Raw genomic sequence first — 24008 nt, 5'->3', positions numbered from 1 at the left:
GGCCCGACATATCCCTTATGGTCGGCCGGGAGGATGGCAGAAGGAGGCGCCCCGTGCCCAGCCCCACCCCCGTACCTCCCCGCGACAGGGCCGACACCCCCTGGCGCTCGGAAGGCGCCCCGCCGAGTCCTCCACCGAAGAAGAAGGGGCTGCCCGGCGGCTGGCGGGGGCTGATCCTCGCGGCCCTGATCGTCTATCTCGTGGCCAACCTCGTGCTGTCCTTCTTCAACGAGGGGGACGAGCCGACGATCTCGTACACCGAGTTCAGCAAGCAGGTCGCCGCGGGCAACGTCGAGAAGATCTACTCCAAGGGCGACGCCATCCAGGGCGAGCTCAAGACGAAGCAGCCGCTGCCCGACGGCGACAAGGGCGACTACACGAAATTCGTCACCCAACGCCCCGCCTTCGCCGACGACGCGCTGTGGGCCGACCTCACCAAGCAGAACGTGACCGTCACGGCTTCCCCGGTCGTCGTGCAGCGCAGCTTCCTCGCCAACCTGCTGCTCTCCCTCGCCCCGATGCTGCTGCTGGTCCTCCTGTGGGTGGTGATCGCCCGCCGGATGGGTTCCGGGATGGGCGGCACGGGCGCGCTGGGCCGCAAGGCCCCGCCCAAGCCGGTCGAGCTGGAGACGGGCGCCCGCCGCACCACCTTCGAGGACGTGGCGGGCATCGACGAGGTCGAGGGGGAGCTCAACGACGTCGTCGACTTCCTCAAGAACCCGCAGGCGTACCGGAAGATGGGCGCACGGATGCCCGGCGGAGTCCTGCTCTCCGGCCCGCCCGGCACCGGCAAGACCCTGCTGGCGCGCGCGGTCGCGGGCGAGGCCGGGGTGCCCTTCTTCTCCGCCTCCGCCTCCGAGTTCATCGAAATGATCGTCGGGGTCGGCGCCTCCCGGGTGCGCGAACTGTTCACCGAGGCGCGCAAGGTGGCCCCCGCGATCATCTTCATCGACGAGATCGACACCATCGGACGGGCCCGCGGCGGCGGCAGTGCCATGGGCGGCCACGACGAACGCGAACAGACCCTCAACCAGATCCTCACCGAGATGGACGGCTTCTCCGGCTCGGAGGGCGTGATCGTCCTCGCGGCCACCAACCGCGCGGACGTGCTCGACCCCGCCCTCACCCGCCCCGGCCGCTTCGACCGCATGGTGGTCGTCTCCCCGCCCGACCGGGCCGGCCGCGAGGCCATCCTGCGCATCCACACCCGGGACATCCCGCTCGCCGAGGGCGTCGACCTGGCACACGTGGCCCGCACCACCCCCGGGATGACCGGAGCGGACCTGGCCAACCTGGCCAACGAGGCCGCACTGCTGGCCGTCAAGCGCCAGCAGACCCAGGTCACCCGGGCGGACCTGTCGGACGCCCTGGAGAAGGTCCAGCTCGGCGCCGAGAGGCCGCTGGTCATGCCGGAGGAGGAACGCCGCCGCACCGCCTACCACGAGAGCGGCCACGCCCTGCTGGGCATGCTCCAGCCGGGCGCCGACCCGGTCCGCAAGATCACGATCGTGCCCCGCGGCCGCGCGTTGGGCGTCACCCTCTCGACCCCGGACGCGGACCGGTACGCCTACACCGAGCCGTACCTGCGCGGCCGCATCATCGGCGCGCTCGGCGGCATGGCGGCCGAGCACGTCGTCTACGAGGTCATCACCACCGGCGCCGAGAACGACCTGGAGCAGGTCACCAACATCGTCCGCGGCATGGTCGGCCGCTGGGGCATGAGCGAGCGGATCGGCCGCCTCACCGCGATCCCCTCCGACGGGCAGAGCCCCTACGGACTCTCGGCCGCCCCCGCCACCCTCGACGCTGTCGACCACGAGATGCGGCGCATCGTGGACGAGTGCTACCTGGAGGCCTGCCGCCTGCTGCGCGACCACCGGCCACAGCTGGACGCCCTGGCCGAGGCCCTCCTCGCCAGCGAGACCCTGGACGAACCGGCCGCCTACGCCGCCGCGGGCATCACGCGGCTGACGAAGGGGCACGGCACCGACTGAGGAGCGCCGTCAGTCCACCCGGGCGATCACGTACCGGAAGATGTTCGGCAGCCACACGGCGCCGTCGGACCGCTCGAACGGGTGAAGCGCCTCCGCGAGTTCCTTCTCCGCCAGCACGGGATCGGCCGCGCCGTCGGCATCGTCGGTGGCGTCGTAGAGCCCGGTCGACAGCAGTCCGCGCACCGCGCTGTCCACGTCCGCGTACCCGAACGGGCAGAACACCCGCCCGGAACCGTCCGGTCTCAGCCCGGCCCGCTCCACCAGCGCGTCCAGGTCCCGCGGCGCGGGCCCGCCGCCGAGGACCGAGGGCACGGTGCAGCGCTCCGCGGGCCCCCAGTCGGCCAGGACCACCGCCCCGCCGCGGCGGACCGCGGGCAGGGCCGCGGCCAGGGCTGCGGGAGCCGGGGAGAAGGCGAGCAGGGCGTCGTACGGGCGGGGCGGGGCCGGCGGTTCCGGCGGAGCCGCCAGGACCTCCAGCAGCCGCTCGCGGGCCAGCGCCCGCCGGGCCGGATCCGCCTCCACGCCGGTGGCCACGGCTCCCCGCCCGGCCGCCAGCAACAGGGGCAGCCCGGCCCCGCAGTCCAGGTCGAGCAGCCGGTCGCCCGGCCCGACCTCCAGCCGGTCGTAGACCGCCTCGTACAGCGGTACGAGCATCCGTTCCTGGATCTCCGCCCAGTCCCGGGCGACGAGCGTGGCCGTCGGTGTCATCGAAAGAGCGCTCCTGATTCCGTCTCGCCCCCTTGCCCCCGTTGCCAGAGAACTCCCCATTCGCCCCCGCGTCCAGAGGAGCGCGGCACCCGATTCACGCATCGTGTGCCGGGCGCCGTACGATTCGCGGCATGGCAAAGGCACCCGTTCTCACCCCGCAGGCGGAGGATTTCCCCCGCTGGTACCAGGATCTGATCAACAAGGCCGAGCTGGCCGACAACGGTCCGGTCCGAGGCACCATGGTCATCCGACCGTACGGCTACGGCCTGTGGGAGCGGATGCAGCAGGAAATGGACGCGCGCATCAAGGACGCGGGCGCCCAGAACGCGTACTTCCCGCTCTTCATCCCGCAGTCGTACCTGACGAAGGAAGCCGAGCACGTCGAGGGCTTCGCCCCCGAGCTCGCGGTCGTCACGCACGGCGGCGGCAAGGAACTGGAAGAGCCGGTCGTCGTCCGGCCCACGTCCGAGACGATCATCAACGACTACTTCTCCAAGTGGGTCCAGAGCTACCGCGACCTGCCCCTGCTGATCAACCAGTGGGCCAACGTGGTCCGCTGGGAGATGCGCCCGCGCGTGTTCCTCCGTACGAGCGAGTTCCTCTGGCAGGAGGGCCACACCGCCCACGCCACGTACGAGGACGCCCGCGACTACGCGGCCCGCATCCACACGGACGTCTACGGCGACTTCATGACGAACGTGCTCGGCATCGACGTCGTGCTCGGCCGCAAGACCGCCAAGGAGCGCTTCGCCGGCGCCATCAACACCCTCACCCTCGAGGGCATGATGGGCGACGGCAAGGCCCTGCAGCTGGGCACGAGCCACGAGCTCGGCACCAACTTCGCCAAGGCCTTCAACACCCAGTACCTGTCGAAGGAAGGCAAGCAGGAGCTCGTCTGGCAGACCTCGTGGGGCGTCTCGACCCGCATGGTCGGCGGCCTGATCATGTCCCACGGCGACGACAACGGCCTGCGGGTCCCGCCGCGCCTCGCGCACGTCCAGGTCGTCGTCATGGCGATCAAGGGCGACGAGGCCGTGGCCAAGGTCCGTGAGTTGGGTGCCCAGCTGAAGGCCGCCGGCCTGCGGGTGCAGGTCGACGACCGCGTCGACACCCCCTTCGGCCGCCGCGCCGTGGACTGGGAGCTCAAGGGCGTACCGGTCCGCATCGAGATCGGCCCCCGTGACCTGGAGGCCGGCACCGCGATGCTCGCCCGCCGGATCCCGGGCGGGAAGACCCCCGTGCAGATCGACGCCCTCGCCGACCTGCTGCCCAAGGTGCTGGACGAGGACCAGGCGCAGCTGCTGCGCGAGTCCCGCGAGCGCCGGCTGGCCCGCACCTCCGACGTCACGACGATCGGGGAGGCCGCCGAGGCCGCCGTCGCCGGTGGTTGGGCGCGGATCCCGTGGGCGGACCTCGGTCCGGAGGGCGAGGCGAAGCTGGCCGAGCAGGCCGTCTCCGTGCGCTGCCTGATCGCTGAGGACGGGTCGGTCCCGGAGGCGGACGACGCCCCCGGTACGCTCGCGATCGTCGCGCGCTCGTACTGACCGGGCCGACCGGCCCTCTCGTGCCCCGGCGTGCGGCTCGTGCCGCGCGCCGGGGCCGGTTCGTGTCGGCCGAGCGGGAGGTTTTGGTCGACGTTACGTACCGACTCCTCCTGAGATTGGCGCACCCGTCCTCGTCAGGACGCATCAGAGTGAACTGACTGGTACGTGCAAAAAATTTGGAATGGCCCGGAATCGGAACACCCGGGCACCTCGGCTCGTTGTCACGACGTGAGCACGACACCACCTGTTCTCGCCGCAGAGCTGGCGCAGGCGTGGGCCGACATTCAGCGGTACCACCCCGAGCTGCCTGACCTTGCCGCGCCCGAGTCCCTGATCGGAGAGTCCTCGTCCGCCTGTGGCGCCGAGCTCTCCTTCGAGCGACTGCTGCACGAGGCAGTCCACGGCATCGCCGCCGCCCGCGGTGTCCGCGACACCTCGCGCGCCGGCCGCTACCACAACCGCAGATTCCTCGCGATCGCCGAGGAAATGGGGCTGGACCACTCCGAGGAGCCGCACGCCAGCAGCGGTTTCTCCCTGGTCACGCTCAATCCGGAGGCGAAGCGGCGCTACCGTCCCACCATCGAGCGGCTGCAGCGCGCGCTGAAGGCGCACACGGTCGCCACCGCGGCGGACACCAAGCGCAGCTTCCGCGGCCCGGCGGCCCGGCACGGCTCCTCCGGTGGCGGCGTGCGCGTCAAGGCCGTCTGTGACTGCGGGCGCAACGTCCGGGTGGTCCCCTCCGTGCTGGCCCAGGCGCCGATCGTGTGCGGTGGCTGCATGAAGCCCTTCCGCATCCCCGACGTGGCCATCGCCGCGGCCTCCTGACCGCCGTCCGCGTCGGCGCCGGGGCCACCATGGCGCAGCGGGCGCCGGGTCACCGTCCCCGGCGCGCGCAGCCGGTGGCCCGTCCGGCCGGCGGGCGCCGGTCCTACCCGTCCGGCTGAGCGTGCCGCAGGCGTATGGCACAATGACTAGCTGTACTCGACAGTCGCATAGGACCCCTCTCTCCTCCGGCTGACGCGTCCATCGGGCACCCGAGTACCGCAACCCCACGTGGCATCTCATGTGCCCAACCACGTCAAGTTCAGGAGACACCACTCCAGTGGCAGTCAAGATCAAGCTCAAGCGCCTCGGCAAGATTCGCCAGCCGCACTACCGCATCGTCGTCGCCGACGCCCGCACCCGCCGGGACGGTCGCGCGATCGAAGAGATCGGTATCTACCACCCGACCTACAACCCGTCGCGCATCGAGGTCAACGCCGAGCGTGCGCAGTACTGGCTGTCCGTCGGCGCCCAGCCCACCGAGGCTGTGCTCGCCATCCTGAAGCTGACCGGTGACTGGCAGGCCCACAAGGGTCTCCCCGCCCCGGCGCCGCTCCTGCAGCCGGCGACGAAGGAGAGCAAGCGTCGCTCCTTCGACGAGTTCGCCAAGGCCCTCGAGGGCATCGGCGAGGGCAAGGGCGAGGCCATCACGCAGAAGAAGAAGGCCGACAAGAAGGCGGACGAGGCTGACGCCGCCGCCGAGTCGACCGAGGCCTGAGCATGCTCGAGGAGGCTCTTGAGCACCTCGTAAAGGGCATTGTGGACAACCCCGACGAAGTGCAGGTCGCCTCGCGCAACCTGCGCCGCGGGCAGGTGCTCGAGGTCCGGGTTCACCCCGACGACCTCGGCAAGGTGATCGGCCGCAACGGCCGCACCGCACGTGCTCTGCGTACCGTCGTGGGCGCCATCGGCGGCCGGGGGATCCGCGTCGACCTCGTCGACGTGGACCAGGTCCGCTGAGCAGTTGATTCACCGGCACGGGCCGGGGAGGGCGTAGTTCGCCCGCCCCGGCCCGTGTCGTTTCTGCCCCCGGGCAGGAGCGACCATTGATGTGAGCAACCACGCCGCAGTAAGGGAAGAGCACAGTGGAGTTGGTAGTCGCGCGGATCGGCCGCGCCCACGGCATCAAGGGTGAGGTCACCGTCGAGGTGCGCACCGACGAGCCGGAACTGCGACTGAGTCCCGGCGCCGTGCTCAAGACGGAGCCCGCGACGGCGGGACCGCTGACGATCGAGACGGGTCGCGTGCACAGTGGGCGCCTGCTGCTCCGCTTCGCCGGCGTCAAGGACCGCACCGGAGCCGAGGCGCTGCGCAACACCCTCCTGATCGCCGAGGTGGACCCCTCCGAGCTGCCGGAGGAGGAGGACGAGTACTACGACCACCAGCTGATGGACCTGGACGTGGTGCTGGAGGACGGCACCGAGATCGGCCGGATCACCGAGATCTCCCACCTGCCCTCCCAGGACCTCTTCATCGTCGAGCGGCCGGACGGCTCCGAGGTGATGATCCCCTTCGTGGAGGAGATCGTCGCCGAGATCGACCTGGAAGAGCAGCGCTGCGTCATCACCCCGCCGCCCGGGCTGATCGACGAGCGTGACGCCGTCATCGTCTCGACCCGGGACGAGGACGCCACGGATTCCGGGGACGACGCCTGATGCGGCTCGACGTCGTCACGATCTTCCCCGAGTACCTGGAACCGCTGAACGTCTCCCTCGTCGGCAAGGCGCGTGCCCGCGGGCAGCTCGACGTACACGTGCACGACCTGCGGCAGTGGACGTACGACCGCCACAACACGGTGGACGACACCCCGTACGGCGGCGGTCCCGGCATGGTCATGAAGACCGAGCCGTGGGGCGAGGCCCTGGACTCCGCGCTGGCCGACGGCTACGAGGCGGGCGCGCACGGTCCCGTCATGGTCGTGCCCACCCCCAGCGGCCGCCCCTTCACCCAGGAACTGGCCGTCGAACTCTCCGAGCGGCCCTGGCTGATCTTCACGCCGGCCCGGTACGAGGGCATCGACCGCCGGGTCATGGACGAGTACGCCACGCGCATGCCGGTGTACGAGGTCTCCATCGGCGACTACGTCCTGGCGGGCGGCGAGGCCGCCGTGCTGGTGGTCACCGAGGCCGTGGCGCGGCTGCTGCCCGGGGTGCTCGGCAACGCCGAATCGCACCGCGACGACTCCTTCGCACCGGGCGAGATGGCGAACCTGCTGGAGGGGCCCGTCTACACCAAGCCCCCGGTGTGGCGCGGCCGGGACATTCCCGACGTCCTGCTCAGCGGGCACCACGGGAAGATCGCCCGGTGGCGCCGGGACGAGGCCTTCCGTCGGACCGCGCAGAACCGCCCCGACCTGATCGAGCGCTGCGAGGCCGCCGGCTTCGACAAGAAGGACCGGGAGATCCTCTCCATCCTGGGCTGGCAGCCGACCGCCGACGGCCGATTTTGGCGCAGGGCCCGGGCCGTGGAAGAATAGGCGGCTGCTGTGTCCTCGCGGGCGCCCCTGCCACAGGGGGACCGTCGTCCGCCGAGTCCCACGGCTCCCGAATTCTCTACGGAAACCCGCACTGGCGACCTGTGGCGTCATGCGAAGAAAGCAGACGAAGAACATGTCTCACCTGCTCGATGGCGTCAACGCCGCCACGCTCCGCTCGGACGTCCCGGCCTTCCGCCCGGGTGACACGATCAACGTGCACGTCCGCGTGATCGAGGGCAACCGCTCCCGTATCCAGCAGTTCAAGGGCGTAGTCATCCGCCGCCAGGGCGCCGGTGTCTCCGAGACCTTCACCGTGCGCAAGGTCTCCTTCAGCGTCGGCGTGGAGCGTACCTTCCCGGTCCACTCCCCGATCTTCGAGAAGATCGAGCTCGTCACCCGCGGTGACGTTCGCCGCGCCAAGCTGTACTACCTCCGTGAGCTCCGCGGCAAGGCCGCGAAGATCAAGGAGAAGCGCGACCGCTGAGGTCACTCCCGGAGTCCGGAGGCGGCCGGATAGGCTCGCCCTTGATGGACACCGAAGCACCTCACACGCAGCGCGGCCACTCTTCCCTCCTCGAGGGGGACGGGCGGCCGCGTTTTGCGTTCTCCCGGACCGGGCGGACGGCCGGCGGGCGACCCCTCACGTGGCGCCGCGCCGGGGCGCTCGGGGTGCTCTGCACCGCCTTCCTGCTGCTGTTCAGCAACTTCGTGGTCCAGCCCTTCCTGATCCCGAGCCGCTCCATGGAGCCGACGCTCCAGGTCGGGGACCGGGTGCTGGTCAACAAGTTGGCCTACCGCTTCGGCGGGCAGCCGCAGCGCGGGGACGTGGTGGTGTTCGACGGCACGGGTTCGTTCGTGCGCGAACGCCCCGAGGGCAATCCGGTCGGCGCCGTGCTGCACGGCGCGGCCTCGGCGCTCGGGCTGGCCGAGCCGTCCGACACCGATTTCGTGAAGCGGGTCGTGGGCGTCGGCGGCGACGACGTGGTGTGCTGCGACGCGGCAGGGCGGGTGGCGGTCAACGGCGTGCCGCTGGAGGAGCCGTACCTCCACCCCGGCGACGCGCCCTCGGCGGTGCCCTTCCGGATCGTCGTACCGCTTGGGACCCTCTGGGTCATGGGTGATCATCGTTCCCAGTCCCGGGACTCCCGGGACCACCTGGGGGAACCGGGCGGGGGGATGGTGCCGGTGGAGAACGTGATCGGGCGGGCCGACTGGATCGGTTGGCCGCTCTCGCGCTGGGACGGCGTCGGCGGTGGCCATGGGTAGCCGAGGGCGGAAGAGGGGCGGACGGGACTGGGACTTCGAGCCCGAACCCGAGCCGGAGCCCACCCCGGCTCCACTGGTGGGGGGCCGGCTGGAAGGCGGCCGGGCCGAACGGCGCCGGACGGCCCGCAAGGTGCGCCGGCGCCGCCGCACGCGCCGGGCCGGCGAGGTGCCGCTGCTGGTGGTCGTGGCGCTGTGCATCGCACTGCTCCTCAAGACCTTCCTGGTACAGGCCTTCTTCATTCCGTCGGGCTCGATGGAGCAGACGATCCGGATCGGCGACCGCGTCCTGGTGGACAAGCTGACGCCGTGGTTCGGCTCCGAGATCAAGCGCGGCGACGTCGTCGTGTTCAAGGACCCCGGCGGTTGGCTCAAGGGCGAGGCGGCCCGTCCACCCAAGGACCCCATCGTCGTCAAGCAGATCAAGCAAGCACTCACCTTCATCGGCCTGCTGCCCTCGGCCGACGAGCAGGACCTCATCAAGCGGGTCATCGGCGTCGGCGGGGACACCGTCAAGTGCTGTGACGGCCAGGGCCGGGTCACCGTCAATGGATCGCCCCTCGATGAGCCGTACGTGAACCCGGGCAACACTCCTTCGGACATCACGTTCGACGTGCAGGTGCCGGAGGGCCGGCTCTTCGTGATGGGCGATCACCGCGCGAACTCGTCCGATTCCCGGTTCCACCTCGACGAGGGCTTTCAGGGCACCATCCCCGCGAGCGGGGTGGTCGGGCAGGCCGTCGTGATCGCCTGGCCCTACGGGCACTGGGCCAAGCTGGAGCAGCCGGCGACCTTCCGCATGGTGCCCGATCAGGCGCGACGCGAGGGACGCGGCCGGCGACGGCGCCGACGGGGAGCACCGTTCGCATAGTGTGTCCTCGGTCTCCCGCGCCTTAGGGAACTCCCGCTCGTTAAGGGAGGGGAGGGCCCGTGCCGGGTTCGGCGCGGGCGGCAATCGCGAGTGAGGAGTGGATGTGGGGGACGTGGCGGTAGGCGCACGGTCCGGACGCGACGAAGGCGAGGAGCGGCCGGACGACGCCGTCGGGCGCGAGGCCGAGGAGGACGGCGATGCCCAGGAGCATGCGCACCGGTCCTTCTGGAAGGAGCTCCCGCTCCTCATCGGCATCGCCCTGCTGCTGGCCCTGCTGATCAAGACGTTCCTGCTCCAGGCGTTCTCGATCCCGTCGGCCTCGATGCAGAACACCCTGCAGATGGGCGACCGGGTGCTGGTGGACAAGCTGACCCCGTGGTTCGGCTCCGAGCCCGAGCGCGGCGAGGTCGTCGTCTTCCACGACCCCGCGGACTGGCTGTCCGGGCAGCCCACCCCCGAGCCGAACATCTTCCAGACGGTGCTCAGCAAGATCGGCCTCATGCCGGACCCCTCCGAGAAGGACCTGATCAAGCGGGTCATCGCGATCGGCGGGGACACGGTCGAGTGCAAGAAGGGGGGACCGGTCGTCGTCAACGGCAAGGAGCTGGACGAGCCGTACATCTACCCCGGCAACACCCCGTGCGACGACTTCCCGTTCGGCCCGATCACCGTGCCCAAGGGCAAGATCTGGGTCATGGGTGACCACCGGCAGAACTCCGAGGACTCCCGCTGGCACCAGCAGGACTCCACCAAGGGCTTCGTCCCGGTGGACAAGGTCGTCGGGCGGGCCGTGGTGGTCGCGTGGCCGATCACCCGCTGGTCCACCCTGCCGGTCCCGGACACCTTCGACCAGCCGGGCATCGGCAACCAGGCCGCGGCTACCGCGCTCGGCCTCGGGGCCGCCGGGCTGGCCCCGGTCGGGCTCGGTCCGGCCGCGCTGGGGTTCGTGGGAGCCGTTCCGCTCGTCATGTGGCGCAGGCAGAAGCTGACCAGGGGCCGTACCGGCGGGTAGGGTGCCGCCCAGGTCGACGATCCCGAAGTGTGGGGGCGCTGCAATGGGCGGAACACAAGCAATACGTACGGGCAAGGATGGCCGCGGTGGTCTCGGCAATGTGCTGTCGGGAATCGCCGTGGCCATCGGCTTTGCGCTCTTCCTGGGCGGCTTCGCGTGGGGTGCGGTCGTCTACCGGCCCTACATGGTCCCCACCGACTCGATGATGCCCACGGTGCGGCCGGGGGACCGGGTGCTGGCGCAGCGCATCGACGGCGCCGACGTGCACCGCGGGGACGTGGTCATCTTCACCGATTCCCAGTGGAGCGATTCGCCCATGGTCAAGCGGGTCGTCGGCATCGGCGGCGACGTCGTGAAGTGCTGCGGCGCGGCCGGCGAGCTGACGGTCAACGGCACCCCGCTGGACGAGCCGTACGCCGACACCACCAAGCCGGAGACGGGCCTGGCCATGCCGCCCGGACAGACCGCGCCCACCGGGACCCCCTTCGAGGTGGCGGTCCCCGAAGGCAACCTCTTCCTGCTGGGCGACCGGCGGTCCGCCTCGTTGGACTCCCGGGCCCACCTGCAGGAGGCCGGGCAGGGGTCCGTTCCCCGATCGGCCGTCAGTGCCCGCGTCGACGCCCTGGCCTGGCCCTCCGTGACGATGCTGGAGCGGCCGGCCACCTACGCCGCCCTGCCCGGCGGGATCTCGCGGCCCGGGCCGTTGCGCCTCCAGGTGGTGACGGTGTTGGCCGGGGCGGTCCTGGTGGCGCTGGGGGCCGCGTACGGGCCGGTCGTACGGGTCCTTGCGCGCGGCCGGCAGCGGGAGCGGGCCGGTGTCCGCTGACCCGGCGGCCGGGCACGGCCGCCGGAAGGTGTCGCGGGTGATCCTGCTGGACCCGGCGGACCGGATCCTGCTGCTGCACGGTTTTGAACCGGCCGACCCCTGCGACGACTGGTGGTTCACCCCCGGCGGCGGACTGGAGGGGACCGAGAGCCGGGAACAGGCCGCACTGCGCGAGCTGGCGGAGGAGACCGGGATCACGGAGGTGGAGCTGGGCCCGGTGCTGTGGCACCGCTACTGCTCCTTCCCCTTCGACGGGCGGCGCTGGGAACAGGATGAGTGGTACTTCCTCGCCCGGACCGCCCAGACCGAGACCGAGCTGGGCGGCCTCACCGAGCTGGAGCGGCGCAGCGTCACCGGAGCCAGGTGGTGGACCTCCGAGGAACTTCTCGCGGCCCATGAGACGGTGTACCCGACCAGACTCGCCGAGCTGCTCCGTACGCTGCTCGACGACGGTCCTCCGGGTGAGCCGGTGGTCCTGGCCCCGGAAATCGTTTAGGGGCGCAGGGGCCTGGCGCACAATAGGGGGACGCACGGCTGAAGGGGAACATGCCATGAGTGCCGAGGACCTCGAAAAGTACGAGACCGAGATGGAGCTGAAGCTCTATCGGGAGTACCGCGACGTCGTCGGGCTGTTCAAGTATGTGATCGAGACGGAACGCCGTTTCTACCTCACGAACGACTATGAGATGCAGGTGCATTCGGTTCAGGGGGAGGTGTTCTTCGAGGTCTCCATGGCCGACGCCTGGGTCTGGGATATGTATCGCCCGGCCCGTTTCGTGAAGAAGGTGCGGGTGCTGACCTTCAAGGACGTGAACATCGAGGAGCTCAACAAGAGCGACCTCGAACTGCCCGGCAGCTGAGGGCCGGCACGGCCGAGCCGCCTCACCCGCAAGGGTGAGGCGTTCGTCCACAACGGCCGGACTGTCCACCAAGATCCACAAGGTGGGCGGGGGGTGCGGGACCGTCGGTGCCGGAGGTGGTGCCGGATGAACGCGAAGGGCGTGGCACAGCAGGCATTGGGGCGGTACGGCGAGGAGCTCGCGGCCCGGCGGCTGACCGAGGCCGGGATGACCGTGATCGCGCGGAACTGGCGGTGCCGCGGCGGCGAGATCGACATCGTCGCCCGGGACGGGGACGCCCTCGTCGTGTGCGAGGTCAAGACCCGCCGGGCGGGCGAGTTCGAGCATCCGATGGCCGCCGTGCGGCCCGCCAAGGCCGAGCGCTTGCGCACTCTGGCCGGGCGCTGGCTCGCCGACCACGGCGGACCACCCCCGGGCGGGGTGCGCATCGACCTCGTCGGGGTTCTGCTGCCGCGGCGCGGCGCCCCCCTCGTGGAACACGTCAGGGGGGCGGCCTGATGGGGTTCGCGCGAGCCTGCTCCGTGGCCCTGGTCGGCGTCGACGGCGTGGTGGTCGAGGTACAGGCCGACCTGGAGCCCGGCGTGGCCGCCTTCACCCTGGTCGGGTTGCCGGACAAGACCCTGGTCGAGAGCCGGGACCGGGTGCGGGCGGCCGTGGTCAACTCGGGGGCCGCCTGGCCGCAGAAGAAGCTCACGGTCGGACTGAGCCCGGCCTCCGTACCGAAATCCGGCGCCGGCTTCGACCTGGCCGTCGCGGCCGCCGTGCTCGGGGCCGCCGAGGTGGTCGACCCGGGCACGATCGCCGACCTCGTCCTGATCGGGGAACTGGGGCTGGACGGCCGCGTGCGCCCGGTCCGCGGGATCCTGCCGGCGGTCCTCGCAGCGGCGGAGGCCGGCTACCGGCAGGTGGTGGTGCCGCAGCAGTGCGCGGCCGAGGCCGCGCTCGTACCGGACGTCTCGGTCCTCGGCGTCCGCAGCCTGCGCCAGCTCATCGCGGTCCTGACCGGCGAGGAGGTCCCCGAGGAAGAGCCGGGCGACCCGCCCGGCAGGCCGGACCCGATACTGGCCGGACTGCTCGTCCCCGGGGCGGAACTGGGCACGGGCCTCGCCCGGGGCCGGCCGGGCCGGGAGGACGGCACGGACTTCCCCGACCTCGCCGACGTGGCGGGACAGCACACGGCGCGCCGCGCCCTGGAGGTCGCCGCCGCCGGAGGACACCACCTCTTCCTCAGCGGACCGCCCGGAGCGGGCAAGACCATGCTCGCCGAACGGCTGCCCTGGCTCCTGCCACCGCTCACCCGTCAGGATTCCGTGGAGGTCACGGCCGTCCACTCGGTCGCGGGAATCCTCCCGCCCGGCGAACCGCTGGTCGCACGGCCGCCCTACTGCGCGCCGCACCATTCGGCGACCATGCAGTCGCTGGTGGGCGGCGGGACCGGGATCCCCAGGCCCGGGGCGGTCTCCCTGGCCCACCGCGGCGTGCTCTTCCTGGACGAGGCCGCGGAGTTCCACAGCCGGGCGCTGGACGCGCTGCGGCAGCCCCTCGAATCGGGGCACGTGGTCATCGCCCGCGCCGCCGGAGTGGTAAGGCTGCCCGCCAGGTTCCTGATGGTGCTCGCCGCCAACCCGTGCCCGTGCGGGCGCCACACCCTGCACGGAGCCGGCTGCGAATGCCCGCCTTCGGTGATCCGCCGTTACCAGGCGAGGCTGTCCGGGCCGTTGCTCGACCGGGTCGACCTGAGGGTGGAGGTCGAGCCGGTGAACCGCAGCGACCTGCTGGGGCGGGGCGGCCGCGGGGAACCCACCGCGGTGGTCGCCGACCGGGTGCGTCAGGCCCGGGAGCGCGCCGCGGCCCGGCTCGCCGACACGCCGTGGCGGCTCAACTCCGAAGTGCCCGGGCAGGAACTGCGCACCCGGTGGCAGGCCGGGCCCGGCGCTCTGGCCCCCGCCGAGCGCGATCTGGAACGCGGGCTGCTCACCGCGCGCGGGCTGGACCGGGTGCTGAGGGTCGCCTGGACGGTGGCCGACCTACGGGGGCGGGACCGGCCCGAGGCGCTGGACGTGGCCGTGGCGCTGGAGCTGCGGACCGGGATCGCCCGCGGGGCGATGTCGCTGCCGAGGGCCGGGACATGACCGGCTCCGGGGACGCGGAACTGCTGGCGCGGGCGGCGCTCACCCGGGTGCTGGAGCCCGGCGACGCGCACGGCGGCCGGTGGCTGCGCGAGTTCGGCGCGGTGCGGTTGATACAGCTGTTGACCGCCACCGGGGCGGAGCCTGACACCCTGTCCGGGGTGGGGCCCGAGCGGCTCGCCGGGTACCGCAGACGGGCCGCGCTGGCCGAACCCGAGCGGGACCTCGCGAACGCCGCCGAGTCGGGAGGCCGGTTCGTCCACCCGGGATCGGCGCAGTGGCCGACGCAACTCGACGACCTGGGCGACGAGCGGCCCGTCGGACTGTGGGTGCGGGGCCGCCCGAACCTGCGCACCTGGGCGCTGCGTTCGGTCTCCGTGGTCGGGGCCCGCGCCTGCACCCCGTACGGCGCGCACATGGCCCAGACCCTGGCCGCCGGTCTCGCCGAGCGGGGTTGGGTCGTGGTGTCCGGCGCCGCGTTCGGGATCGACGGCGCCGCCCACCGGGGTGCCCTCGCCTCGGGCGGCGCGACAGCGGCGGTACTGGCCTGCGGGGTGGACGTCGCCTACCCGCGCGGACACGCCGGGTTGCTCGGCCGGATCGCCGGGCAGGGGTTGATCCTCGGGGAGCTGCCACCGGGTAGCCATCCGACGCCCACCCGGTTCGTCCTGCGCAACCGGGTCATCGCGGCCCTCACCCGGGGCACGGTCGTCGTGGAGGCGGCGCACCGCAGCGGCTCGCTGGTCACGGCCCGGCGGGCGCAGCGCCTGGGGCGGTTCACCATGGGGGTGCCCGGGCCCGCCACCAGCGGGCTCTCGGCCGGGGTGCACGAACTGCTGCGGGGCGAGGCCGTGGTCGTCACCGACGCGGCCGAGGTGGTCGAGCTGGTCGGAGCCATGGGCGAGCTGGCTCCCGAGCGGCGCGGCCCGGTGTTCGCCCGGGACCTGCTGGACCCGGACGCCGCCCGTGTGCTCGAAGCGCTGCCCGTCGGCCGCCCGGCGGACGTCGCCGAGCTGGCACTTGCCTCCGGCACCGGCGCCGATGAAGTCATCGGCAGACTGTACGAACTTCACTCTCTGGGGTTCGTCGAACGGCAGGGCGACGGCTGGCAGTTGAGCAGACAAACGGCTGGAGGAGGCACACAAACCGGAGCTGCCCGGCGAGGCGGTCGTTGACCTGGGGTGTTCCGGTGAAAGAGTGAAAGCGATGAGAGACGCGGTCTTCCCGGTGGCGGTCGCCGGGACCGAGCGCCAGGCGCCGGTCCCGGGTTGCCCGCGTGAGTTCGGGCGCCTCCCGGCCCCCGCGCCATCCCGTACTCTTCGCGCACCGCGACAATCTCGTCACGCTACGCTCCCAAGGAATCCGGCTCCGGCAAAGGCGAAGCATGCCCCAGCACACCTCAGGGTCCGACCGCGCTGCGGTGCCCCCCGCTGCCCGAGGCAGCGTGCGGTCCACCGCGCCCTCGTCCCTGGAGGTGCTGTGGCGCTCGTACAAGGAGTCGGGTGACGAGCGGCTGCGGGAGCAGCTGATCCTGCACTACTCGCCCCTGGTGAAGTACGTGGCGGGCCGCGTCAGCGTGGGCCTGCCGCCCAACGTGGAGCAGGCCGACTTCGTCTCCTCCGGGGTCTTCGGGCTGATCGACGCCATCGAGAAGTTCGACGTCGACCGGTCGATCAAGTTCGAGACGTACGCGATCACCCGGATCCGCGGCGCGATGATCGACGAGCTGCGGGCGCTGGACTGGATCCCGCGCTCGGTCCGGCAGAAGGCGCGCGCCGTGGAACGGGCCTACGCCACGCTGGAGGCCCAGCTGCGGCGCACCCCGACGGAGAGCGAGGTCGCCGGGGAGATGGGGATCGGGGTGGAGGATCTCCACACCGTCTTCAGCCAGTTGTCGCTGGCCAACGTGGTCGCCCTGGAAGAGCTGCTGCACGTCGGCGGGGAGGGCGGCGACCGCCTCTCGCTGATGGACACCTTGGAGGACACCGCCGCCGACAATCCGGTGGCAGTGGCCGAGGACCGCGAGCTGCGGCGCCTGTTGGCGCGGGCCATCAACACGCTCCCCGAGCGGGAGAAGACCGTGGTGACCCTCTACTACTACGAGGGGCTCACGCTGGCCGAGATCGGCAATGTCCTCGGCGTCACCGAGAGCCGGGTCAGTCAGATCCACACCAAGTCCGTCCTGCAGTTGCGCGCAAAGTTGGCAGATGTGGGGAGGTGAGCTTGCGCTACCTCCGTAGAGTGGATGCGTGCCCAGGATTCGAGCGGCCTCCGTGGCCGAGCACCGGTCGATGCAGCGCGGCGCCCTCTTGGACGCCGCGCGTTCCCTGCTGTCCGAAGGCGGGACGGAGGCGCTGACCTTCCCCGCCCTCGCGGAGCGGACCGGGCTCGCCCGGTCCTCCGTGTACGAGTACTTCCGCTCCCGCGCCGCCGTGGTCGAAGAACTGTGCGCCGTGGACTTCCCCGTGTGGGCCGCCGAGATCGAAGCGGCGATGGAGCAGGCGCAGTCGCCGGAAGCGAAGATCGAGGCCTACGTCCGCAGCCAGTTGGGGCTGGTGGGCGACCGGCGGCACCGGGCGGTCGTGGCCATCTCGGCCAGCGAGCTGGACGCCGGGGCGCGCGAGAAGATCCGCGCGGCCCACGGCGGGCTGGTGGCGATGATCGTCGAGGCGCTGGGCGGCCTGGGGCACGCCGAGCCGCGACTGGCCGCCATGCTGTTGCAGGGGGTCGTGGACGCTGCTGTGCGGCGGATCGAGCTCGGCGCGGCGGAGGATCCCGCCGTCGTGACGGAGGCCGCCGTCGCCATGGCCCTGCGGGGCGTCCGGGGCTGAGGCCCCAGGGGCTGCGCCCCGGAAGGACCCCGTGCCTCAATCGTCGGCGGGTTGCTCGGCCGGTAGGAGACGTGGCGTCGGGCGCGGGAGGAGGACGAGCGGGTTGAGGTACACCTCGCCCGCCAAGAGGCCCCAGTGCAGGCAGGACGCCGGGCAGTGCGAGCCGTCCGTCAGGACCGCCACCACCTGGCCCGCCGCGACCTGCTCGCCCTCCGTGACCAGGGGGCGGACCGGCTCGTAGGTGGTGCGCAGCCCGTTCGGCAGGGCCAGCGAGAGCACGCCGCGCCCGGCGACGGGCCCGGCGTGGTGGACCCGGCCGGCCGCGACCGCCCGGAGCTCTGCGCCCACCGGCGCGGACAGGTCCACACCGCGGTGACCGGCCGCGTAGGGGGTCGGCGGTGGATCCCACCAGCGGGCCACCGACAGTGGAGCGGGCAGCGGGCGGACCCCGGGAAGGGCCGGCTGGGCCAGGGCCAGGAGCAGGCTGAGCAGCAAGGTCGTCATGGACCCAGCGTCCCGCCTGCGCCCGGACCGCCGCCCCGGCCTGTGGACGGCCGCGGCGCTGTGGACAACGGCGTCACCCGGCATACCGCCGGGTCCCGTACACTTCTTGTGGCGATCCGGGTCACCGGGTCGACTTCGCACGCCCCGGCACCAGGCTGAAACAGCCAGGTGACAGCGTCTCTCGGTCCCTCATGGGGGCAGGGCGCGGTGGGGCGTCAGGAACCAAACCGAGAAACCAAGGAGATGGCCATGGCCGTCGTCACGATGCGGGAGCTGCTGGAAAGCGGCGTCCACTTCGGTCACCAGACCCGCCGTTGGAACCCGAAGATGAAGCGCTTCATCTTCACGGAGCGCAACGGCATCTACATCATCGACCTGCTGCAGTCGCTGTCGTACATCGACCGCGCCTACGAGTTCGTGAAGGAGACCGTCGCGCACGGTGGCTCCATCATGTTCGTCGGTACCAAGAAGCAGGCCCAGGAGGCCATCGCCGAGCAGGCGACGCGCGTTGGTATGCCGTACGTCAACCAGCGCTGGCTGGGTGGCATGCTCACCAACTTCTCCACCGTCTACAAGCGCCTTCAGCGTCTGAAGGAGCTTGAGGCGATCGACTTCGAGGACGTCGCGGCCTCGGGTCTCACCAAGAAGGAGCTCCTGGTCCTCTCCCGCGAGAAGACCAAGCTGGAGAAGACCCTCGGTGGTATCCGCGAGATGTCGAAGGTTCCCAGCGCCGTCTGGATCGTCGACACCAAGAAGGAGCACATCGCCGTCGGTGAGGCGCGCAAGCTCCACATCCCGGTCGTCGCGATCCTCGACACCAACTGCGACCCCGACGAGGTCGACTACAAGATCCCGGGCAACGACGACGCGATCCGCTCCGTCACCCTGCTCACCCGCGTGATTGCCGACGCCGTCGCCGAGGGCCTCATCGCCCGCTCCGGCGCTGCGACCGGTGACTCGAAGCCGGGCGAGAAGGCCGCCGCCGAGCCGCTCGCCGAGTGGGAGCGCGACCTGCTCGAGGGCGAGAAGAAGGCCGACGACGCCGAGGCCGCCCCGGCCGAGGCCGCCGCCCCGGCCGCCGAGGCTGCCGAGGCTGCCGAGGCTGCCCCGGCCGCCGACGCCGAGCAGGCCTGACCCACTGAGAGCGCCCGGCGTTCACGCGCCGGGCACTCACAGCACGGACGATGACGGCGGGGGAGCCGCGCCTGGGGCGCGGCACCTCCGCCGTTCACCCGTAGATCTACGACTTCGAGAGAGAATCACAGACTCATGGCGAACTACACCGCCGCTGACGTCAAGAAGCTCCGCGAGCTCACCGGCGCCGGCATGCTGGACTGCAAGAACGCGCTCGTGGACGCCGACGGTGACGTCGACAAGGCCCAGGAAGCCCTCCGCATCAAGGGTCAGAAGGGCGTCGCCAAGCGCGAGGGCCGTTCTGCCGAGAACGGTGCCGTCGTCTCCCTCATCGCCGACGACAACACCTCCGGTGTCATCGTCGAGCTGAAGTGCGAGACGGACTTCGTCGCCAAGGGCGAGAAGTTCCTGGCCGTCGCCAACGAGCTGGCCGCGCACGTCGCCGCCACCTCCCCGGCCGACATCGAGGCGCTGCTCGCGTCCGAGATCAAGCCCGGCCAGACCGTCACCGCTTTCGTCGACGAGGCCAACGCCAACCTCGGCGAGAAGATCGTCCTGGACCGCTTCGCGCAGTTCAGCGGCGGCTACGTGGCTGCGTACATGCACCGCACGATGCCCGACCTGCCGTTCCAGATCGGCGTCCTGGTCGAGCTCGACAAGGAGAACGCCGAGGTCGCCCGCGGCGTCGCGCAGCACATCGCCGCGTTCGCCCCGCAGTGGCTGTCCGCCGAGGACGTCCCGGCCGAGAAGGTCGAGTCCGAGCGTCGCATCGCCGAAGAGGTCACCCGCGCGGAGGGCAAGCCCGAGGCTGCCATCGCAAAGATCGTCGAGGGTCGCGTCAACGGCTTCTTCAAGGACGCCACGCTGCTCGGCCAGGCCTACGCCCTGGACAACAAGAAGTCCGTCCAGAAGGTTCTGGACGAGGCCGGTGTCACCCTGAAGCGCTTCACCCGCATCAAGGTCGGCATCTGAGTCCGTCCGTACGCGACGGACACCGGACCCCGGTAGGGTCTGAAGCAGTCGTCCGCGCTTGCGCGAGGCGACCGCAGATCTGACGAGGAGGCCATTGCCGAAGAGGGAACCGCAAGGACCCACCGGCAATGGCCTTCTTCGTATGTGCACGAGGAGATCTCCATGAATCAGGGCGTGGACCCCCACACCGCATCCGACGACAAGAGCGACCAGGACAAGAAGGGCCGCCGCTTCATGCTGAAGCTGTCGGGCGAGGCCTTCTCCGGTGGCGGAGGACTCGGCGTCGACCCCGACGTCGTCCACGCCATCGCGCGTGAGATCGCCGCGGTTGTCCGCGACGGCGCGGAGATCGCCGTCGTGATCGGCGGCGGCAACTTCTTCCGCGGCGCCGAACTCCAGCAGCGCGGCATGGACCGGGCCCGGTCCGACTACATGGGCATGCTCGGTACCGTCATGAACTGCCTCGCGCTCCAGGACTTCCTGGAGAAGGAGGGCATCGACTCCCGCGTGCAGACCGCCATCACGATGGGCCAGGTCGCGGAGCCGTACATCCCGCTGCGCGCCGTGCGGCACCTGGAGAAGGGCCGCGTCGTGATCTTCGGCGCCGGCATGGGCATGCCCTACTTCTCCACCGACACCACGGCCGCCCAGCGTGCCCTGGAGATCGACGCCGAGGCCCTGCTCATGGGCAAGAACGGTGTCGACGGGGTCTACGACTCCGACCCGAAGAAGAACCCGGACGCGGTGAAGTTCGACGCGCTGGAGTACAGCGAGGTCCTCTCCCGCGACCTCAAGGTCGCCGACGCCACCGCGATCACGCTCTGCCGCGACAACAAGCTGCCGATCCTCGTTTTCGAGCTCCTCGCCGAGGGCAATATCGCCCGCGCCGTCAAGGGTGAGAAGATCGGCACGCTCGTGAGCGACCAGGACACCCGGGCCTGAGCAGTCCGCAGCCGGACCGAGCGGGCCCCTGACCGGGCCCGCCGGGTCCGACCGCCCGCCTGAACCATCCATATCTGACATGCAGGAGCACGTGGTGACCGAAGAGATCCTCCTCGAGGCCGAGGAGAAGATGGAAAAGGCCGTCGTCGTCGCCAAGGAAGACTTCGCCGCGATTCGCACCGGCCGTGCGCACCCGGCGATGTTCAACAAGATCGTGGCGGAGTACTACGGCGCCATCACGCCCATCAACCAGCTCGCCTCCTTCTCGGTGCCTGAGCCGCGCATGGCGATCGTGACCCCGTTCGACAAGAGCGCCCTGCGCAACATCGAGCAGGCCATCCGCGACTCCGACCTCGGCGTCAACCCGAGCAACGACGGCAGCATCATCCGGGTGACCTTCCCCGAGCTGACGCAGGACCGCCGCAAGGAGTACATCAAGGTCGCGCGCACCAAGGCCGAGGACTCGAAGATCTCGCTCCGCGCCGTCCGCCGCAAGGCCAAGGACGCCCTTGACAAGCTGGTCAAGGACAAGGAGGCCGGCGAGGACGAGGTGCGCCGCGCGGAGAAGGAGCTCGACGACACCACCGCGAAGTACGTCGCGCAGGTGGACGAGCTCCTCAAGCACAAGGAAGCCGAGCTCCTCGAAGTCTGATGAACGACTCTTCCTGGCAGCCGGAGCCGGTTCCGGCGGGTCCCGCATACGATGCGCAGGTGGGCCCGCACACTCGGCCCATGCCCATCGTGCCCGATGCCGCCGGCCGTGACTTCGACGACCGGGAAGCACGCGATCGGGGGGTCGCCGCCGACAGCGGCCCCCTCTTCCGCGCCGATACGCCGCCGCAGGAGCCCATGCCCAGCCCCCCGCCTCCGCATGCCCAGCAGCCGCAAGACGCCTCGCCCCCGCCGCCGAAGAAGCGCGCGGGTCGGGACCTGCGTGCCGCCATAGGGGTGGGCGTGGGTCTCGGTGCGGTGATCTTCGCCTCGCTGCTGATCGTCAAGGCCGTCTTCGTCGGGGTCGTCGTCGTCGCGGTCGTCGTCGGCCTGTGGGAGCTCACCTCCCGGCTGCAGGAACAGAAGGGCATCAAGGCCCCGCTGGTCCCGCTCGCGGTCGGTGGCGCCGCCATGGTCATCGCCGGATACGTCCGGGGGGCCGAGGGCGCCTGGGTCGCCATGGCGCTGACCGTGCTGGCGGTCCTGGTGTGGCGGATGACCGAACCGCCCGAGGACTACCTCAAGGACGTCACGGCGGGCGCCTTCGCGGCGTTCTACGTGCCCTTCCTGGCCACCTTCGTCGCGATGCTGCTCACCGCCGACGACGGCGCCGAGCGCGTGATCACCTTCCTCCTCCTGACCGTGGTCAGCGATACCGGGGCCTATGCGGTCGGCTGGCGCTTCGGCAAGACCAAGCTCGCGCCGCGCATCAGCCCCGGCAAGACCCGCGAGGGACTGTTCGGTGCGGTGGCCTTCGCGATGGCGGCCGGCGCGCTGTGCATGGAGTTCCTGATCGACGGCGGCTCCTGGTGGCAGGGCCTGCTGCTGGGCCTCGCGGTAGCGGTCAGCGCCACCCTGGGTGACCTGGGCGAGTCGATGATCAAGCGGGACCTGGGCATCAAGGACATGGGCACCCTGCTGCCGGGACACGGCGGCATCATGGACCGGCTGGACTCCCTGCTTCCGACGGCCCCCGTGGTGTGGCTGCTGCTGGCGGCCTTCGTGGGCACCGGCTGACCTGCGAAAAGGCGTCGCAGGACGCCGGGCGGTTACTCTTGGAAGGCGCGCTGCTTCTGCGGCGCGCCTTTCGTCTTACAAGGAGTACCTGCCATGGCCCGCCCCGTTCCGGGAGAGCTCACCTTCGTCGCCCCTCGCGGGGCCAAGAAGCCGCCCCGGCACCTCGCCGACATGACCCCGGCCGAGCGCCGCGAGGCGGTCGCCGCGATCGGTGAGAAGCCGTTCCGGGCCAAGCAGCTCTCCCAGCACTACTTCGCCCGGTACGCGCACGACCCGGCCGAGTGGACCGACATCCCGGCCGGCTCGCGGGAGAAGCTCCAGCAGGAGCTGCTGCCGGACCTGATGAGCGTCATCCGGCACATCTCGTGCGACGACGACACCACCCGCAAGACCCTGTGGAAGCTGCACGACGGAACGCTCGTCGAGTCCGTGCTGATGCGCTACCCCGACCGGGTCACCATGTGCATCTCCTCGCAGGCCGGCTGCGGCATGAACTGCCCGTTCTGCGCCACCGGCCAGGCGGGCCTGGACCGCAACCTGTCCACCGCCGAGATCGTGCACCAGATCGTCGACGGCATGCGCGCGCTGCGCGACGGCGAGGTCCCCGGCGGCCCGGCGCGGCTGTCGAACATCGTCTTCATGGGCATGGGCGAGCCGCTCGCCAACTACAACCGCGTGGTCGGCGCCATCCGCCGGCTCACCGACCCGGAGCCCGACGGCCTGGGCCTGTCGCAGCGCGGCATCACCGTCTCCACCGTCGGCCTGGTCCCGGCCATGCTGCGCTTCGCCGACGAGGGCTTCAAGTGCCGCCTCGCCGTCTCGCTGCACGCGCCCGACGACGAGCTGCGCGACACCCTCGTCCCCGTGAACACCCGCTGGAACGTCCGCGAGGTGCTCGGCGCGGCCTGGGAGTACGCCGAGAAGTCCGGCCGCCGGATCTCGATCGAGTACGCCCTGATCCGCGACATCAACGACCAGGCCTGGCGCGGTGACCTCCTGGGCAAGCTGCTCAAGGGCAAGCGCGTGCACGTCAACCTCATCCCGCTCAACCCGACGCCGGGCTCCAAGTGGACCGCCTCGCGGCCCGAGGACGAGAGGGCCTTCGTGGAGGCCATCGCCCGGCACGGCGTGCCGGTGACCGTACGGGACACCCGGGGTCAGGAGATCGACGGTGCGTGCGGCCAGCTGGCCGCCTCGGAGCGCTAAATTCCGCTTCTGTTCGATGTGATTCGGCCACGGGGTACCCTGTGGCCGAACCAATTTCATATTCCGACAGGGGAGCGCCACAGCGCTGAGAGTGCGGTATCCGTCATCCGCAGACCCTCTGAACCTCGCCCCGGTCATTCGGGGTAGGAAGTTCGGTCACCACTCTTGCTGTTGCGCCCTGCCCGG

General features: G+C 71.0%; 27 protein-coding genes. 25 read left to right on the top strand and 2 right to left on the bottom strand.

Going from position 1 to position 24008, the window contains the following annotated elements:
* Positions 1–17 precede the first annotated feature (17 nt).
* Positions 18–1994, top strand: a complete 1977-nt coding sequence (gene ftsH, locus OG207_RS13560) for an ATP-dependent zinc metalloprotease FtsH (RefSeq protein ID WP_443072712.1) — start codon at positions 18–20, stop codon at positions 1992–1994.
* A 9-nt stretch (positions 1995–2003) separates the two neighbouring features.
* Here the strand turns inward: ftsH and OG207_RS13555 are convergent, their stop codons facing one another.
* The gene (locus OG207_RS13555) at positions 2004–2702 is read right to left on the bottom strand and encodes a class I SAM-dependent methyltransferase (protein ID WP_329098833.1); all 699 of its coding nucleotides are present in this window, start codon (positions 2700–2702) and stop codon (positions 2004–2006) included.
* Positions 2703–2833: 131 nt separating this feature from the next.
* Between OG207_RS13555 and proS the strand changes: the two genes are divergently transcribed.
* The 18 genes from proS to OG207_RS13465 all read left to right on the top strand — a co-directional run bounded on the left by proS (position 2834) and on the right by OG207_RS13465 (position 17336).
* Positions 2834–4246, top strand: coding sequence for a proline--tRNA ligase (gene proS, locus OG207_RS13550; protein ID WP_266605399.1), 1413 nt, complete (start codon positions 2834–2836; stop codon positions 4244–4246).
* Between the two features lie 228 nt (positions 4247–4474).
* Positions 4475–5071, top strand: coding sequence for a hypothetical protein (locus OG207_RS13545; protein ID WP_329098832.1), 597 nt, complete (start codon positions 4475–4477; stop codon positions 5069–5071).
* A 277-nt stretch (positions 5072–5348) separates the two neighbouring features.
* The gene (rpsP, locus tag OG207_RS13540; RefSeq protein WP_266605403.1) at positions 5349–5786 is read left to right on the top strand and encodes a 30S ribosomal protein S16; all 438 of its coding nucleotides are present in this window, start codon (positions 5349–5351) and stop codon (positions 5784–5786) included.
* Between the two features lie 2 nt (positions 5787–5788).
* Complete coding sequence (locus OG207_RS13535) at positions 5789–6028, top strand: RNA-binding protein (protein ID WP_030011889.1); 240 nt, start codon at positions 5789–5791, stop codon at positions 6026–6028.
* Positions 6029–6153: 125 nt separating this feature from the next.
* Positions 6154–6723 carry a ribosome maturation factor RimM gene (gene rimM / locus OG207_RS13530; RefSeq protein WP_329098831.1) on the top strand — a complete coding sequence of 190 codons (570 nt, stop codon included), beginning with the start codon at positions 6154–6156 and terminating at the stop codon, positions 6721–6723.
* Positions 6723–7544: a tRNA (guanosine(37)-N1)-methyltransferase TrmD gene (trmD, locus tag OG207_RS13525; protein ID WP_329098830.1), complete on the top strand. Its 822-nt coding sequence runs from the start codon at positions 6723–6725 to the stop codon at positions 7542–7544. The genes rimM and trmD overlap by 1 nt, the downstream gene beginning before the upstream one ends.
* 133 nt (positions 7545–7677) lie before the next feature.
* Positions 7678–8028: a 50S ribosomal protein L19 gene (rplS, locus tag OG207_RS13520; RefSeq protein WP_030011886.1), complete on the top strand. Its 351-nt coding sequence runs from the start codon at positions 7678–7680 to the stop codon at positions 8026–8028.
* A 44-nt stretch (positions 8029–8072) separates the two neighbouring features.
* Positions 8073–8810, top strand: coding sequence for a signal peptidase I (gene lepB, locus OG207_RS13515; protein WP_329098829.1), 738 nt, complete (start codon positions 8073–8075; stop codon positions 8808–8810).
* Positions 8803–9678 (top strand): signal peptidase I, encoded by an 876-nt coding sequence (gene lepB, locus OG207_RS13510; protein WP_402695006.1) that lies wholly within the window; start codon positions 8803–8805, stop codon positions 9676–9678. The genes lepB (OG207_RS13515) and lepB (OG207_RS13510) overlap by 8 nt, the downstream gene beginning before the upstream one ends.
* A gap of 112 nt (positions 9679–9790) precedes the next feature.
* Positions 9791–10690 carry a signal peptidase I gene (lepB, locus tag OG207_RS13505; protein ID WP_329098828.1) on the top strand — a complete coding sequence of 300 codons (900 nt, stop codon included), beginning with the start codon at positions 9791–9793 and terminating at the stop codon, positions 10688–10690.
* 43 nt (positions 10691–10733) lie between these two features.
* A complete protein-coding gene (gene lepB / locus OG207_RS13500) occupies positions 10734–11516 on the top strand; it encodes a signal peptidase I (RefSeq protein ID WP_329098827.1) in 783 nt (260 codons plus the stop codon).
* Entirely contained in the window at positions 11506–12012 is a 507-nt protein-coding gene (locus OG207_RS13495) for an NUDIX hydrolase (protein WP_329098826.1), read from the top strand. The genes lepB (OG207_RS13500) and OG207_RS13495 overlap by 11 nt, the downstream gene beginning before the upstream one ends.
* A gap of 55 nt (positions 12013–12067) precedes the next feature.
* On the top strand, positions 12068–12376 hold the full coding sequence (locus OG207_RS13490; RefSeq protein ID WP_329098825.1) for a DUF2469 domain-containing protein: 309 nt from the start codon (positions 12068–12070) through the stop codon (positions 12374–12376).
* 126 nt (positions 12377–12502) lie between these two features.
* Positions 12503–12874, top strand: coding sequence for a YraN family protein (locus OG207_RS13485; protein ID WP_329098824.1), 372 nt, complete (start codon positions 12503–12505; stop codon positions 12872–12874).
* Positions 12874–14508: a YifB family Mg chelatase-like AAA ATPase gene (locus OG207_RS13480; RefSeq protein WP_329098823.1), complete on the top strand. Its 1635-nt coding sequence runs from the start codon at positions 12874–12876 to the stop codon at positions 14506–14508. Before OG207_RS13485 ends, OG207_RS13480 begins: the two co-directional genes overlap by 1 nt.
* Complete coding sequence (dprA, locus tag OG207_RS13475; RefSeq protein WP_329098822.1) at positions 14505–15680, top strand: DNA-processing protein DprA; 1176 nt, start codon at positions 14505–14507, stop codon at positions 15678–15680. Before OG207_RS13480 ends, dprA begins: the two co-directional genes overlap by 4 nt.
* Positions 15681–15889: 209 nt before the next feature.
* Positions 15890–16726, top strand: coding sequence for an RNA polymerase sigma factor WhiG (whiG, locus tag OG207_RS13470; protein WP_328788535.1), 837 nt, complete (start codon positions 15890–15892; stop codon positions 16724–16726).
* Between the two features lie 52 nt (positions 16727–16778).
* Positions 16779–17336: a TetR/AcrR family transcriptional regulator gene (locus tag OG207_RS13465; protein ID WP_030012407.1), complete on the top strand. Its 558-nt coding sequence runs from the start codon at positions 16779–16781 to the stop codon at positions 17334–17336.
* Positions 17337–17372: 36 nt separating this feature from the next.
* Here OG207_RS13465 and OG207_RS13460 read toward each other — a convergent pair whose 3' ends face one another.
* The gene (locus OG207_RS13460) at positions 17373–17840 is read right to left on the bottom strand and encodes a M23 family metallopeptidase (protein WP_329098821.1); all 468 of its coding nucleotides are present in this window, start codon (positions 17838–17840) and stop codon (positions 17373–17375) included.
* A 249-nt stretch (positions 17841–18089) separates the two neighbouring features.
* Between OG207_RS13460 and rpsB the strand changes: the two genes are divergently transcribed.
* The 6 genes from rpsB to rlmN all read left to right on the top strand — a co-directional run bounded on the left by rpsB (position 18090) and on the right by rlmN (position 23822).
* Positions 18090–18974, top strand: a complete 885-nt coding sequence (rpsB, locus tag OG207_RS13455; RefSeq protein ID WP_329098820.1) for a 30S ribosomal protein S2 — start codon at positions 18090–18092, stop codon at positions 18972–18974.
* Between the two features lie 135 nt (positions 18975–19109).
* Positions 19110–19946 (top strand): translation elongation factor Ts, encoded by an 837-nt coding sequence (gene tsf, locus OG207_RS13450; RefSeq protein WP_030016382.1) that lies wholly within the window; start codon positions 19110–19112, stop codon positions 19944–19946.
* A 162-nt stretch (positions 19947–20108) separates the two neighbouring features.
* Entirely contained in the window at positions 20109–20888 is a 780-nt protein-coding gene (pyrH, locus tag OG207_RS13445) for a UMP kinase (RefSeq protein WP_329098819.1), read from the top strand.
* A gap of 94 nt (positions 20889–20982) precedes the next feature.
* Entirely contained in the window at positions 20983–21540 is a 558-nt protein-coding gene (gene frr, locus OG207_RS13440) for a ribosome recycling factor (protein WP_030016386.1), read from the top strand.
* The gene (locus OG207_RS13435) at positions 21540–22616 is read left to right on the top strand and encodes a phosphatidate cytidylyltransferase (protein WP_329098818.1); all 1077 of its coding nucleotides are present in this window, start codon (positions 21540–21542) and stop codon (positions 22614–22616) included. The genes frr and OG207_RS13435 overlap by 1 nt, the downstream gene beginning before the upstream one ends.
* Before the next feature lie 93 nt (positions 22617–22709).
* Positions 22710–23822, top strand: coding sequence for a 23S rRNA (adenine(2503)-C(2))-methyltransferase RlmN (gene rlmN, locus OG207_RS13430; protein ID WP_329098817.1), 1113 nt, complete (start codon positions 22710–22712; stop codon positions 23820–23822).
* Positions 23823–24008 lie beyond the last annotated feature (186 nt).

This window comes from Streptomyces sp. NBC_01439 (assembly GCF_036227605.1).
Classification (GTDB): domain Bacteria; phylum Actinomycetota; class Actinomycetes; order Streptomycetales; family Streptomycetaceae; genus Streptomyces.
This window is presented reverse-complemented; position numbering and strand designations above follow the sequence as displayed.